Genomic DNA, 12,332 nt, shown 5'->3' with positions numbered 1-12,332 from the left:
AAGTTGGGAGAAAAAAATGAATCTATTACTTATGGGCTTACCGGGTGCTGGTAAAGGTACTCAAGCTGAAAGAATTGTTAATGATTTTAAAGTTGTACATATTTCCACTGGAGATATGTTCAGAGAAGCAATGGCCGAAAAAACTGAGATTGGAATGAAAGCTAAATCATTTATGGATAATGGTGAATTAGTTCCGGATGAAGTTACTTCTGCTATTGTTAAAGAAAGATTAGCAAAAGAAGATGTCAAAAAATCGGGTTACATGCTTGATGGTTTTCCAAGAACTATTGCTCAAGCTGAATCTTTAGATGAAATTTCAAGTGATCTTAATCAGCCGATTGATGGTGTTATCTATATAGATGTTCCTTCAGAAAAGTTAGTTGAACGTCTATCTGGAAGATTTATTTGTAAAAATTGTGGAGCCACATATCATAAGATATTTAATCAACCTAAAGTTGAGGGTACTTGTGACATTTGTGGTGGACATGAATTTTATCAAAGAGATGATGATAAACCTGAGACTGTAAAAAATAGATTAGATGTAAATATTAAAATGAATACTCCATTAATTGATTTTTATGAAAAGAAGAATCTTTTGCATAAAATTAATGGAGACAAAGATATTGAAGAAGTTTATGAAGATGTGAAAAAAGTTATAAAAGGACTTTAGTTACCATTTATTTACTTTTTAGTAGCTTCGTGATATTATTTTTCGATATATGTAGTAGTATTAAACCTTACAAATTCGAGGAGGGTCCAAGTTTGGCCAAAGACGATGTTATTGAAATCGAAGGTACTGTTGTAGAGAACTTACCTAGAGCAATGTTTAAAGTAAAACTAGAAAACGATGCCACAGTATTGGCTCATGTTTCTGGTAAAATTAGAATGCACTATATTAAGATATTGCCTGGTGATAAAGTTACTGTAGAACTTTCACCGTACGATTTAAGTAAGGGACGTATCACATATAGATATAGATAAATATTTTCTGTTTTTTAATATGATGGGAGGTTCACAGAATATGAAAGTAAGACCATCTGTAAAACCAATGTGTGAACACTGTAAAGTTATCAAACGCAAAGGTCGCGTTATGGTAATTTGTTCAGCAGATCCAAAACACAAACAAAGACAAGGTTAATATTATAGAAGGAGGATACTTCAATGGCTCGTATAGCAGGTGTTGATTTGCCACGTGATAAAAGAATTGTCGTGGCACTTACATACATTTTTGGTGTTGGTAACTCAACAGCAGTCAAAGTCTTAAAAGATGCCGGGGTTTCTGAAGATATCAGAACTCGTGATTTGACTCCAGATCAAGAGGATAAAATCAGAACTGAACTTGATAAATTTCCTGTTGAAGGTGATTTACGTCGTTCAGTAAGTATGGACATCAAGAGATTACAAGAAATTGGTTCATATCGTGGAATTCGCCATCGTCGTGGATTACCCGTTCGTGGACAAAATACAAAAAACAATGCACGTACTCGCAAAGGTAAAAAAGTTACTATTGCAGGTAAGAAGAAAGACTAATAAGGAGGTAGGTTCATGGCAGTCAATAAAGGTCGTAAACGTCGTGTAAAGAAACATATTGAATCTGGCGTTGCTCATATTCATTCAACATTTAACAATACACTAGTAATGATTACTGACGTTAATGGTAACGCCGTTGCTTGGTCATCAGCTGGTGCCTTAGGTTTTAAGGGAAGTCGTAAGTCTACTCCTTTTGCCGCACAAATGGCTGGTGAAGCAGCAGCAAAAGAAGCAATGGAACATGGTATGAAAACCGTAGAAGTTGCAGTTAAAGGTCCAGGTTCTGGACGTGAGGCAGCAATTCGTTCTTTACAAGCTACAGGTCTTGACGTTACAGCAATTCGTGATGTTACACCAGTTCCTCATAATGGTTCTCGTCCACCAAAACGTCGTCGTGTATAGTAAGTTCTTTGAAACTAGCGCAATAGATGAAAGGGGCAGAACTGAATGATTGAATTCGAAAAACCAAGTATCATAAAAGTTGAAGAAAAAAATGATTACGGTAAGTATGTAATTGAACCTCTTGAAAGAGGTTATGGTACTACTTTAGGTAACTCACTAAGACGTGTATTACTTGCTTCTTTACCTGGTACAGCAGTTTCTGATGTACAAATTGATGGAGTTCTTCATGAATTTTCAACAATTGATGGTGTTATTGAAGACGTAACTCAAATTATCTTGAATATTAAGAAACTTTCTTTAAAACTTCACGGAGATGAAAAGAAAGTTGAAATTAATGTTAAGGGACCTGCTCAAGTAACAGCTGCTGATATAGTTGCAGATGACGATTTAGAAATTCTAGATCCTACTCAATATATCTGTACTGTTGCTGAAGGTGGCGAACTTAATATGCAAATGACAGTTAAAACTGGTCGCGGATATACACCAGCTGACCAAAACAAAACAGATGCAACACCAATTGGTGTTTTGCCCGTTGATTCGATTTTTACACCTGTTTCAAAAGTTAATTACCAGGTCGAGAGTGCTCGTGTTGGTAAAAGAAGTGATTTTGATAAATTAACTTTAGACGTTTGGACAAATGGATCAATTAACCCCAAAGAAGCAATTAGCTTGGCAGCTAAAGTTCTTACAGAACATTTGAATAGTTTTGTAAACTTAACTGAAGAAGCTATGAACGCTGAAATGATGGTTGAAAAAGAGGAAACTCAAAAAGAAAAGAAACTTGAAATGACTATTGAAGAACTTGATTTATCAGTTCGTTCATACAACTGTTTGAAACGTGCAGGTATTAATACTGTTCAAGAACTTACAGATAAGAGTGAACCTGATATGATGAAAGTTCGTAATCTAGGACGTAAGTCATTAGAAGAAGTCAAAGTTAAGTTAAACAATCTAGGTTTATCACTTAGACAAGACGATTAATAGACAAGGAGGGCACTAAAATGGGCTACCGTAAACTAGGACGTTCAACAGATCAAAGATTAGCTATGCTTCGTGATTTAACTACTGATTTGATTATTAATGAACGTATCGTTACTACTGAAACTCGTGCTAAAGAAGTTCGTCGTACAGCTGAGAAAATGATTACACTTGGTAAAAAGGGTGATTTACAAGCTCGTCGTCAAGCTGCAAAGTTTATTAGAGATGAAGTTGCTAACATTAGTGAACAAGATGATGCAGTTGTTGTTCAGTCTGCTCTTCAAAAACTATTCAGTGATGTTGCACCTCGTTACAAAGATAGACAAGGTGGATACACAAGAATAATGAAGACAGCACCACGTCGTGGAGATGCTGCACCTATGGCAATAATTGAACTAGTTTAATTATTACATCAATCTATTTAAAAACAGTCATTCGTGATTTTAGTGAGCGTTATGATGTTGGGTATATTCCAAGTCTAGCTCTAAGATTTCCCTAATCGGGAGACACTAATTTTATCGAATGATTTTTTTATATACTTATAAATTATTGTGTTATTATATTGTTAATTAAATAAATCTGGGGTGCAATTTGCTGAGATTATACCCATTGAACCTGATACAGTTAATGCTGAAACGGGGAGATAGTAGTTGTAAGTATTAGTGGACCTCTTTGTTTAATATTACAAAGGGGCCTTTATTTTTAAATAAGGTATGTAAATATGACAAATCCAATTATTGAAATTAGTAAATTAAATTACAAATATGATGAATCCACTGAAAATGTATTGTCAGACATTAATCTAAGAATTAAAGAAAAGTCATGGACTGCTATTGTTGGACAAAATGGTAGTGGTAAAAGTACGTTGACTAAGTTATTAAATGGTATTTTACAAACCGATTCTGGAACTATAAAAATTGATAATATCAAATTAACTAATGAAACTATTTGGGACATACGTTCTAAAATGGGAATTGTTTTTCAAAATCCTGATAATCAGTTTGTTGGTGCAACGGTAGAAGATGATGTTGCCTTTGGTTTAGAGAATCAAAGTGTTCCTCAATCAGAGATGAAAAGTAAAGTGATGGATGCTTTAGACAAAGTTCAAATGACTGATTTTGCAAATAGAGATCCACAAAGTCTTTCAGGTGGACAAAAGCAGCGTGTTGCTATTGCTGGAATTATTGCACTAGAACCAAAGATAATTATTTTGGATGAAGCTACTAGTATGCTTGACCCAAGTGGACGATACGAGATAATTGATATCATAAAAAAATTAAAAGATGAGCTTGATTTAACTGTATTGTCAATAACACATGATGTTGAAGAAGTAACTGTTGCCGATGATGTTCTTGTTTTAAGTAAAGGAAAAATTTTAAAGCAGGATAAACCAGAAAATATTTTTACTGATGAAAAATTATTAAAGCAAGCAGGACTAGAGTTACCATTTGTTCAAAAAGTACAGCAGCGTCTTATATCAAGAGGTATTAATATTTCAAACGACTGGATGAACGAAGAAAGATTGGTGAATGAAATTTGGAAATATCATTTGAACAAGTAGAATATATATATCAGCCAGATACTCCTATGGAAAATTTAGGGTTAGAAGATATTAATGCAACAATTAAAAATAATAGTTTTACTGCATTGGTCGGTCATACAGGAAGCGGAAAATCTACTTTTGTACAGCATATAAATGCTCTATTAAAACCAACTAAGGGAAAAATTGTTGTTGGAAATAAAGTAATAACGCCAGATACAAATAATAAAGATTTAAAGTCATTGAGAAAAGAAGTAGGTATGGTTTTTCAATTTCCCGAGAGTCAATTGTTTGAAGAAACCGTTGAAAAGGATATCATGTTTGGTCCGATGAATTTTGGTATAGAAGAAAAAGATGCTAAGATTCTTGCAAAAGAATCACTATTAAAAGTTGGATTAAGTGAAGAATATCTTCAAAAATCTCCTTTCGATTTATCAGGGGGTCAGATGAGAAGGGTTGCAATTGCAGGAGTATTAGCAAGTAACCCTGATACGTTAATTCTTGATGAACCTACAGCCGGTTTAGACCCAGAAGGACGTTTAGAAATGATGACTTTATTTTATAATTTACATAAAGAAGGTAAGACTATTATATTAGTCACTCATCAAATGGAAGATGTCGTTAATTATTCAGATGATGTAATTGTGTTTAATCATGGAAAAATCGTTAAACATGATACTCCAGATAAAATTTTTGAAAACGAAATTTGGGTAAAAAATAACAATCTTGAACTCCCAAGAAGTGTTGAATTTATGAATCGTTTAAAGAGTAAAGGGATGAATAGTACTGATAATCCGTTAGTGATTTCAGATTTAATTGATGTAATTAGTAATGATATTTAAGGGGAATTAATTTTGAATAAATTAATTGTAGGTCGTTATATACCTGGTGATTCGATAATTCATAATTTGGATCCACGAGCAAAGTTTATTGGAACTTTTTATTTTATTGGAATTATATTTTTAGCGAATAGCTGGTACACATATTTGCCATTATTTTTGTTTGTTTTTTTTGCTTTAAAATTGTCAGAAATAAAATTGTCTTTCTTTTTCAAAGGATTAAGACCACTAATGTGGCTAATTTTATTTACTGTGCTTTTGCAAGTATTTTTTACTCCGGGTGAAAAGCAATTATGGCAATGGTGGATTTTTTCATTATCTTGGCAATCTATATTAAATGGTACATATATATTTATGAGATTTTTACTGATAGTTTTCTTTTCAACACTTTTAACGTTAACAACTACTCCAGTTGAATTATCGGATGCAATCGAAGCGGTAATGAAGCCACTGAAGTATATTAAATTTCCAGTTACTCAAGTTGCTTTAATGTTATCTATTGCGTTAAGATTTGTGCCTCAACTAATGGATCAAACTACTAAAATTATGAATGCACAAAGAGCGCGTGGCGTAGATTTTGGTACAGGATCAATAATGCAAAGAATTAAAAGCTTTATTCCATTACTAATCCCACTTTTTGTAAGTAGTTTTTCAATTGCTTATGATTTAGCAATAGCTATGGAATCCAGAGGATATCAGGGTGGTGAGAATAGAACAAGATACAGAGAACTTATTTGGGAAAAAAATGACACAAAAATGATTGTAGCGTTTATCGCTATAACGCTATTACTTTTATATTTAAGGTTTGGTTTGTAGTGAATGAGTAATTATAAGTTAACGTTGAGCTATGATGGTACTAATTATCATGGATTTCAACGCCAAAATGAATTAAGAACAGTACAAGGTATTATTGAAAAAGCATTAAAAAAAATGACAAAAGGAAAAAGTATAGATGTAATTGGCTCTGGAAGAACTGATGCAGGAGTACATGCATTAGGGCAAGTTATTAATTTTAATTACCCAGGAAATATTCCAGCATTAAATATGCAAAAAGCATTAAATAGTTTAATGCCATTGGATATATTATTTACTGATTGCGAGATCATAGATGATAATTTTCATGCAAGATTTTCTACCAAGGGTAAGCGATATATGTATCGGGTTGACTTAGGACACTATACTAATCCTTTTAAAAGAAACTATACTGGTCATTATCCATACAAAATAGATATTGAAAAAATTAGAATCGCATTAGATGATGTAATTGGAACTCATGATTTTACTAGTTTTGCAGCTAGTGGAGGAGTGATTAAAGATAAAGTTAGAACTATATATGATGCGACTGTTGAATTTGATAAAAAAAATAATGAATTAATTTTTGAGTTCTATGGCAATGGTTTTTTATATAATATGGTTAGAATTTTAGTTGCTACATTGCTTGAAATTGGAAATGGTAGAAGAGATATTCATGATTTTTTACGTTTATATGAATTAAAGGATAGGCAAGAAGCTCGAGCAACCGCTCCTGCAAGTGGATTATATCTAAAGGAAGTTTATTACTAATTTAGCCAGAAAAATTGCGATTCATATTGACTTTATAGATAATTTTAAGTATTATGAACTTTGGTATTGTTTGCCCCACGATAAGCCCCGGAAACTTATTGAGTGTCAAACATGTAGAATGATATGGAGGAATTTATTGTGCGTACAACACCTTTTGCTAAATCAGGCGAAGTTGAACGTAAATGGTATGTTGTTGATGCAACAGATGTTGCTTTAGGACGTCTATCAACTGTAGTGGCTTCAATCCTACGCGGAAAGAACAAACCACAATTTACACCAAACGTAGATACAGGTGACAATGTAATTGTTATTAACGCCGAAAAGATTAAATTAACAGGTAAAAAAGATACAGATAAAATTTATTATCGTCACAGTGACTATCCAGGTGGTCTTAAAGCTGTGTCAGCTGGAGAATTAAGAGATACAAAACCTACAAGATTGATTGAAAATTCAATTAAGGGTATGTTACCTAAGAATTCTCTAGGTCATCAACAATACATGAAACTTCATGTATATGCTGGTTCAGAACATGAACAACAAGCTCAAAAACCAGAAGTATTGGATATCAATAAACTAATCTAAGGGAGGAAATAATTTTGGCACAAGTAGTATATGCTGGAACAGGTCGTCGTAAGAACTCAATTGCCCGTGTACGTTTAGTACCAGGTAACGGCGCAATCACAATTAACAAGCGTGATGTTAAAGATTACATCCCTTTTGATAGTTTGATTGCTGATATGGTTCAACCACTTGAAGTAACAGAAACAAAAGACAGCTATGACGTTTTAGTTAACGTTAATGGTGGTGGATTCTCAGGACAAGCAGGAGCTATTAGACATGGTATTTCACGTGCTCTATTAGAAGTAGATCCTGACTTCCGTGGTGCTCTAAAAAGAGCTGGTTTCTTAACACGTGATTCAAGAATGAAAGAACGTAGAAAACCAGGTCTTAAAAAAGCTCGTAAAGCTCCACAATTCTCAAAACGTTAATATATTTATATATCAGTATTTTGGAACACTTCACAATGTATTTTGTGAGGTGTTTTTTTAATTGAATAATTAATAGTATTTTGTTAATTTATTTAAACATTAAAAAGTCTTAAACTTTTTATAAGCTCATTTCTTGTCTCTATAATTTCTACTTGGTAGCATGAAGTTAATATAAAGGAGGTATTATTATGAGTTTAGAAAGTAAAAAAGATCAAGTAAAGGGAAAAATAAACGAAGAAGTTGGTAAAGCAACTGGTGACGACAAAAAAGAACTAAAGGGTAAGGCAGAAGGTTTATTAGGTAAAGCAAAAGATAAACTTGAAGATCTTGGCGATAAAGTTGCTAAAAAGATAAATAATGATGATTAATTTTTATAAAAAGAGTTTAAATTAAATTTAGACTCTTTTTTCTTTGTTAAATAAAACTATAATAATAGCTATGAAGAAAAAATATAAAATACTCATTGGTATATGCTTTGTTATTGTTATAACAATAATTTCTTATTTTGATGCAATGATTTATCAGAATCCCATAATGGTTGTTACTAGTGTAGAACAAATTAGTTCGTTAAGAATTAATGATGATAATAACAAGCAAATCACCCAAAAAATTCAGGGATTTTTAATAGATAATGATCATAGGAAAGTTAATCTAATTAATCAATATTTGAATTCTGAAATGACTGACTATAAAGTCCATCCTGGTCAAGAATTGATTTTAAGTAAAAATAAAAAAATAATTCAAAATGTGAAAAGAGACTATATTGTTATTTTTATATTAGCAGTTTTACTTTTACTACTAATATGTATAGTTCCTTCGATTATTGAAGTATTAAAATTATTTATTCTTTATTTGGTTATTTATATATCCTTTATAAGTATTACTAATCATAGTTCAACTCATGTTTTGTTATGGACTATTTTAGTATGTTTGATTACGTTAATAAGCACAGTGTTATTGCTCTTTGGGAAAAAAATTGACAGTATATATCTTTTATTGGCAATAATATTTTCAATTGCTATTGCTGTTGTCATAGGAATAGCTTGTTTAAAAATTAGTAATTTTCAAGATTTAAATTTTGAACTGTCTGGTGCGGGCATGCAACCTTACATAGATGTATTTATTTCACAGATTATTTTAAGTGTTTCAGGCGTAATACTTGATGAATCAATTGATATCACTGCATCGTTAAAAGAAATTCAAAATCAAAACGAGATAAAAGATAGAAAAGAAATATTCTCAATTGGTATGAATATTGGAAAGGATTTAGTTGGACCGTTATCAGGAATTTTATTTTTCATAATTATTGCTACGCATTTGAATGAATTGACTGTATATCTAAGTAATAATTACCCTCAAAAAGAATTATTCAAGCTAATTATTAGTCCTGATATTGCACAATTTTTAATAAGTGTTTTAGGCATTGTTCTAGCAGTTCCAATTACTAGTTATATTTTTAGTAGAGTTTTAATTAAAAAGGAGAGCTAATGGTTTATTTGAGTCTAATTGTAATCCTACCATTATTTTTAGTTTTGAAAGTTAAAGCAGTTAATTTTATACTAAGTATTTTAATAAATACATTGCTCATATATATTTTATTAATTTTAATATGTGATGGATTTGGAATTATTGCTTCAACAATTATTTTTTCAGGAATGATTTTAGCAGTTTCAATTTATTTAAATGTTAAAAATAGTTTTTCAGCTGATACTTCATTTAAAACTTCTATAATTGTTATTTTTATACTATTATTAATAATAGTTCCTATTTTATTAATTGCCTCAGTTCAAGGCTTTGGAATTATCAATTTAGATGCCATTGAAGGGATGCAACCCGGTAACATAATGTTTCAAAAGCTTGTAAGTTCAATTATGGTTATAAATACGATTGGAGTTATTTCCGAAAGTAGCATTGCAATATCTGAAGGTATTTTTGAAAATTATGAGTTAAATAAAGATAAAAAGAGAATTTTTAATTCTGGAATGATAATTGGTTCGATGATATTAAAAACTCAAATAACCACATTGTTTTTAAATTTAGTATCGTTAACTTTTCCTGTAGTAATTGCCTTAATGAGATTAAATTATGGTATTGTTGATATTTTTAATGACAAGGTAGTAGTCTTTCAAATTATAACTATTTTATTATGTATGATAGCTGTTGTTATAACAGTTCCTATTACGTCAATGTATTGTAATTGGAGAATAAAAAAATCGTAAGAATTATAATTCTTACGATTTTTTATTAATATTTATTTACTAGTTCTACAAAGGCTTCAACTATTGAACTAAAGAATCCAAGTGTTCCCTCATTTGTTACTTTTCCTTCGTCGTTCAATAAGTTTGTAACTCCACCAATGTAGGCTTCTGGTTGTTGAACAACTGGCATATTTAAAAAGACAAGTGATTGGCGTAATTGATGATTTGCACCAAAACCACTAATTGCACCAGGTGAAACTGAGATAATAACAGCAGGTTTATTTTCCCATATATTTTCACCATAAGGGCGTGATCCAACATCTAGTGCATTTTTTAATACAGCGGGTATTCCACGATTATATTCTGGAGTTGCAAAAATAACAGCATCCATTTCCTTCATAGTATTTCTAAATGAAGTATATTCACTTGGAACGTTACCTTCATCATCAAAATCTTGATTATATAATGGCAAATTTCCGATTTCTACAAATTGTGCTTCAAAACCATCTGGTAGCATATCCATAATATTTTGAGCAATTTGTTTTGTAAAAGAACCTTTTCTAAGGCTTCCTACAAGAACAGCAACTTTTTTTGTCATTGTAAAATTCTCCTTTTTATTTATCGACGATATTTAAAATATCATGAAAATTAAATTAGGTAAAATATTTATACTTGAATATTTTTATTGACTTAATTTAAATTTGTCTGTAAGGTAATAGTCATTAAGTAATCAGTAGTGACTTATCTGGGTGTAAGAAAGCCGGTGGTTGATGCGAACCGGTCAGGATAAAATCATGAATTATTTTAGTTAAATATACTTATTTGAGGCACTTTTTTAGTGTAAATATGGGTGGTACCACGATATTATCGTCCCTGTTGCAATTTATTGCAGCAGGGATTTTTTGTTTAAGGAGAAGTAATATGAAGAAGAATGTAGGAACTATTGAATCAGCAATTGTATTAGTAATTATGTTTGTGATTTTAGGAGTGAGTGTAATTAAATTAGGATTAATACCTCAGATACCTATATTATTAATTATTGCTTTGTTAATCGTTTGGGCTTTAATTCATGGATTTACATGGGATGATATTATTGGTGGTATAAAGCGCGGTGTTAATGGAGGAGTAATTCCTATAGTTATATTTATTTTAATTGGTGCTTTGATAGGATCTTGGATTGCAGCAGGAGTTATACCAGCTTTAATGATGGTTGGTTTTAAAGTGATAAGCGTTAAATTCTTTGTACCTTCAGTTTTTATCGTTTGTGCCATAGTAGGAACTTCAATTGGTTCTGCATTTACAATAATATCTACTATAGGAATAGCACTATTAGGGATGGGCAATGCTTTAGGAATTGATCCAGTTATAACGAGTGGCGCAATTATATCGGGTGCTATTTTTGGTGATAAAACATCTCCACTATCAGATTCAACAAACTTAGCTTCTGCAATTTCTGGAGCAGATTTATTTGATCATATTAAGAATTTAATGTGGACAACATTACCTGCATTTTTAATTTCGTTAGTTTTCTTTGCGTGTATCAATCCACAGGCAAGTAATACCCATACTGCGATTATTATGAATCTAGAGAATCAGTTAAATAGTCATTTTACTCTTGGATGGTGGCAAGCAATACCAATTTTATTAATGTTTGTATGTGCAATATTCAAAATCCCAGCTATTGGAACTTTATTACTAAATGTGTCCGTTTCAGTAGGATTAATTTTTGTTCAAAATCCACATATACAGATGAAAAAAATAGTAAGTATTTTAAATGATGGTTATGTAATGCAATCAAACAATAAAAATCTAGATGCACTGTTATCTCGTGGTGGAATTATGAGTATGATGCCAACGGTTGCTTTGATTATTATTACTTTATCATTAGGAGGTTTATTGATTAAATTTAATATAATTCAAAATGTTATTGAGTTACTAACTAAAAATATTAATAACACAGGTCACTTAGTTTTAGTTACAATTCTTTCAGGAATTGGTGTTAATATATTTGTGGGTGAACAGTATTTATCAGTAATTTTACCTGGTAATGCATTTAAAAAAGTATTTGATGAAAAGAAATTTCGACCTGTAGTATTAAGCAGAATTCTTGAAGATGGCGGAACAGTTATTAACTACTTAATACCGTGGGGAGTTGCTGGGTCGTTTGCTGCAACAACCTTGGGAGTTTCAACACAAGCATACTTGCCGTTTGTGATTTTTAGTTGGATTTCACCAATTTTATCTATTATTAGTGGGTACACAGGATTAGGTATTAATAAAAAGGAGAGTTAGC

Annotated in this window: 18 protein-coding genes and 1 riboswitch; of the genes, 17 read left to right on the top strand and 1 reads right to left on the bottom strand. The window is 31.4% G+C overall.

Annotated elements, in window-relative coordinates:
* Nucleotides 1-16: 16 nt before the first annotated feature.
* The 16 genes from ACUV9F_RS05960 to ACUV9F_RS05885 all read left to right on the top strand — a co-directional run bounded on the left by ACUV9F_RS05960 (nucleotide 17) and on the right by ACUV9F_RS05885 (nucleotide 10,060).
* Nucleotides 17-670 (top strand): adenylate kinase, encoded by a 654-nt coding sequence (locus ACUV9F_RS05960; RefSeq protein WP_446183365.1) that lies wholly within the window; start codon nucleotides 17-19, stop codon nucleotides 668-670.
* 92 nt (nucleotides 671-762) lie between these two features.
* Entirely contained in the window at nucleotides 763-981 is a 219-nt protein-coding gene (infA, locus tag ACUV9F_RS05955) for a translation initiation factor IF-1 (RefSeq protein ID WP_446183364.1), read from the top strand.
* A gap of 40 nt (nucleotides 982-1,021) precedes the next feature.
* Nucleotides 1,022-1,138 carry a 50S ribosomal protein L36 gene (rpmJ, locus tag ACUV9F_RS05950; protein ID WP_046315631.1) on the top strand — a complete coding sequence of 39 codons (117 nt, stop codon included), beginning with the start codon at nucleotides 1,022-1,024 and terminating at the stop codon, nucleotides 1,136-1,138.
* A gap of 23 nt (nucleotides 1,139-1,161) precedes the next feature.
* Complete coding sequence (rpsM, locus tag ACUV9F_RS05945; protein ID WP_446183363.1) at nucleotides 1,162-1,530, top strand: 30S ribosomal protein S13; 369 nt, start codon at nucleotides 1,162-1,164, stop codon at nucleotides 1,528-1,530.
* A gap of 15 nt (nucleotides 1,531-1,545) precedes the next feature.
* On the top strand, nucleotides 1,546-1,932 hold the full coding sequence (gene rpsK / locus ACUV9F_RS05940) for a 30S ribosomal protein S11 (protein WP_446183362.1): 387 nt from the start codon (nucleotides 1,546-1,548) through the stop codon (nucleotides 1,930-1,932).
* 45 nt (nucleotides 1,933-1,977) lie between these two features.
* Nucleotides 1,978-2,913, top strand: a complete 936-nt coding sequence (locus ACUV9F_RS05935; protein ID WP_446183361.1) for a DNA-directed RNA polymerase subunit alpha — start codon at nucleotides 1,978-1,980, stop codon at nucleotides 2,911-2,913.
* Between the two features lie 20 nt (nucleotides 2,914-2,933).
* Nucleotides 2,934-3,314, top strand: a complete 381-nt coding sequence (gene rplQ / locus ACUV9F_RS05930; protein ID WP_446183360.1) for a 50S ribosomal protein L17 — start codon at nucleotides 2,934-2,936, stop codon at nucleotides 3,312-3,314.
* 166 nt (nucleotides 3,315-3,480) lie between these two features.
* A riboswitch (TPP riboswitch) is annotated at nucleotides 3,481-3,569 on the top strand.
* A gap of 62 nt (nucleotides 3,570-3,631) precedes the next feature.
* On the top strand, nucleotides 3,632-4,471 hold the full coding sequence (locus ACUV9F_RS05925; RefSeq protein ID WP_446183359.1) for an energy-coupling factor ABC transporter ATP-binding protein: 840 nt from the start codon (nucleotides 3,632-3,634) through the stop codon (nucleotides 4,469-4,471).
* A complete protein-coding gene (locus tag ACUV9F_RS05920) occupies nucleotides 4,447-5,292 on the top strand; it encodes an energy-coupling factor ABC transporter ATP-binding protein (RefSeq protein ID WP_446183358.1) in 846 nt (281 codons plus the stop codon). Before ACUV9F_RS05925 ends, ACUV9F_RS05920 begins: the two co-directional genes overlap by 25 nt.
* Before the next feature lie 9 nt (nucleotides 5,293-5,301).
* Nucleotides 5,302-6,105, top strand: a complete 804-nt coding sequence (locus ACUV9F_RS05915; protein WP_446184359.1) for an energy-coupling factor transporter transmembrane component T family protein — start codon at nucleotides 5,302-5,304, stop codon at nucleotides 6,103-6,105.
* A gap of 3 nt (nucleotides 6,106-6,108) precedes the next feature.
* Complete coding sequence (truA, locus tag ACUV9F_RS05910; RefSeq protein WP_446183357.1) at nucleotides 6,109-6,852, top strand: tRNA pseudouridine(38-40) synthase TruA; 744 nt, start codon at nucleotides 6,109-6,111, stop codon at nucleotides 6,850-6,852.
* A gap of 138 nt (nucleotides 6,853-6,990) precedes the next feature.
* A complete protein-coding gene (rplM, locus tag ACUV9F_RS05905; RefSeq protein ID WP_446183356.1) occupies nucleotides 6,991-7,434 on the top strand; it encodes a 50S ribosomal protein L13 in 444 nt (147 codons plus the stop codon).
* A gap of 14 nt (nucleotides 7,435-7,448) precedes the next feature.
* Nucleotides 7,449-7,841: a 30S ribosomal protein S9 gene (gene rpsI, locus ACUV9F_RS05900; protein ID WP_446183355.1), complete on the top strand. Its 393-nt coding sequence runs from the start codon at nucleotides 7,449-7,451 to the stop codon at nucleotides 7,839-7,841.
* A gap of 188 nt (nucleotides 7,842-8,029) precedes the next feature.
* Nucleotides 8,030-8,209: a CsbD family protein gene (locus ACUV9F_RS05895; RefSeq protein ID WP_446183354.1), complete on the top strand. Its 180-nt coding sequence runs from the start codon at nucleotides 8,030-8,032 to the stop codon at nucleotides 8,207-8,209.
* A gap of 70 nt (nucleotides 8,210-8,279) precedes the next feature.
* On the top strand, nucleotides 8,280-9,329 hold the full coding sequence (locus ACUV9F_RS05890) for a YibE/F family protein (RefSeq protein WP_446183353.1): 1,050 nt from the start codon (nucleotides 8,280-8,282) through the stop codon (nucleotides 9,327-9,329).
* Nucleotides 9,329-10,060 carry a YibE/F family protein gene (locus ACUV9F_RS05885; RefSeq protein WP_446183352.1) on the top strand — a complete coding sequence of 244 codons (732 nt, stop codon included), beginning with the start codon at nucleotides 9,329-9,331 and terminating at the stop codon, nucleotides 10,058-10,060. Before ACUV9F_RS05890 ends, ACUV9F_RS05885 begins: the two co-directional genes overlap by 1 nt.
* A gap of 25 nt (nucleotides 10,061-10,085) precedes the next feature.
* Here ACUV9F_RS05885 and ACUV9F_RS05880 read toward each other — a convergent pair whose 3' ends face one another.
* Nucleotides 10,086-10,637, bottom strand: a complete 552-nt coding sequence (locus ACUV9F_RS05880; protein WP_446183351.1) for an NADPH-dependent FMN reductase — start codon at nucleotides 10,635-10,637, stop codon at nucleotides 10,086-10,088.
* A gap of 323 nt (nucleotides 10,638-10,960) precedes the next feature.
* Here ACUV9F_RS05880 and nhaC point away from each other — a divergent pair, with 323 nt between their 5' ends.
* Nucleotides 10,961-12,331, top strand: coding sequence for a Na+/H+ antiporter NhaC (nhaC, locus tag ACUV9F_RS05875; protein ID WP_446183350.1), 1,371 nt, complete (start codon nucleotides 10,961-10,963; stop codon nucleotides 12,329-12,331).
* The last annotated feature ends 1 nt before the right edge of the window (nucleotide 12,332 follow it).

This window comes from Daquilactobacillus linshuiensis (assembly GCF_052828685.1).
Note: the sequence above shows the minus strand (reverse complement) of the source record. Positions and strands in the feature narration are given on the sequence as shown.

Bases quoted from the DNA above. Each gene is read 5' to 3' on its own strand.
- ACUV9F_RS05960 (WP_446183365.1), top strand. From the start codon at position 17: ATGAATCTATTACTTATGGGCTTACCGGGTGCTGGTAAAGGTACTCAA.
- rpmJ (WP_046315631.1), top strand. From the start codon at position 1,022: ATGAAAGTAAGACCATCTGTAAAACCAATGTGTGAACACTGTAAAGTT.
- rpsM (WP_446183363.1), top strand. From the start codon at position 1,162: ATGGCTCGTATAGCAGGTGTTGATTTGCCACGTGATAAAAGAATTGTC.
- rpsK (WP_446183362.1), top strand. From the start codon at position 1,546: ATGGCAGTCAATAAAGGTCGTAAACGTCGTGTAAAGAAACATATTGAA.
- ACUV9F_RS05935 (WP_446183361.1), top strand. From the start codon at position 1,978: ATGATTGAATTCGAAAAACCAAGTATCATAAAAGTTGAAGAAAAAAAT.
- rplQ (WP_446183360.1), top strand. From the start codon at position 2,934: ATGGGCTACCGTAAACTAGGACGTTCAACAGATCAAAGATTAGCTATG.
- ACUV9F_RS05925 (WP_446183359.1), top strand. From the start codon at position 3,632: ATGACAAATCCAATTATTGAAATTAGTAAATTAAATTACAAATATGAT.
- truA (WP_446183357.1), top strand. From the start codon at position 6,109: ATGAGTAATTATAAGTTAACGTTGAGCTATGATGGTACTAATTATCAT.
- ACUV9F_RS05895 (WP_446183354.1), top strand. From the start codon at position 8,030: ATGAGTTTAGAAAGTAAAAAAGATCAAGTAAAGGGAAAAATAAACGAA.
- ACUV9F_RS05890 (WP_446183353.1), top strand. From the start codon at position 8,280: ATGAAGAAAAAATATAAAATACTCATTGGTATATGCTTTGTTATTGTT.
- ACUV9F_RS05885 (WP_446183352.1), top strand. From the start codon at position 9,329: ATGGTTTATTTGAGTCTAATTGTAATCCTACCATTATTTTTAGTTTTG.
- ACUV9F_RS05880 (WP_446183351.1), bottom strand. From the start codon at position 10,637: ATGACAAAAAAAGTTGCTGTTCTTGTAGGAAGCCTTAGAAAAGGTTCT.
- nhaC (WP_446183350.1), top strand. From the start codon at position 10,961: ATGAAGAAGAATGTAGGAACTATTGAATCAGCAATTGTATTAGTAATT.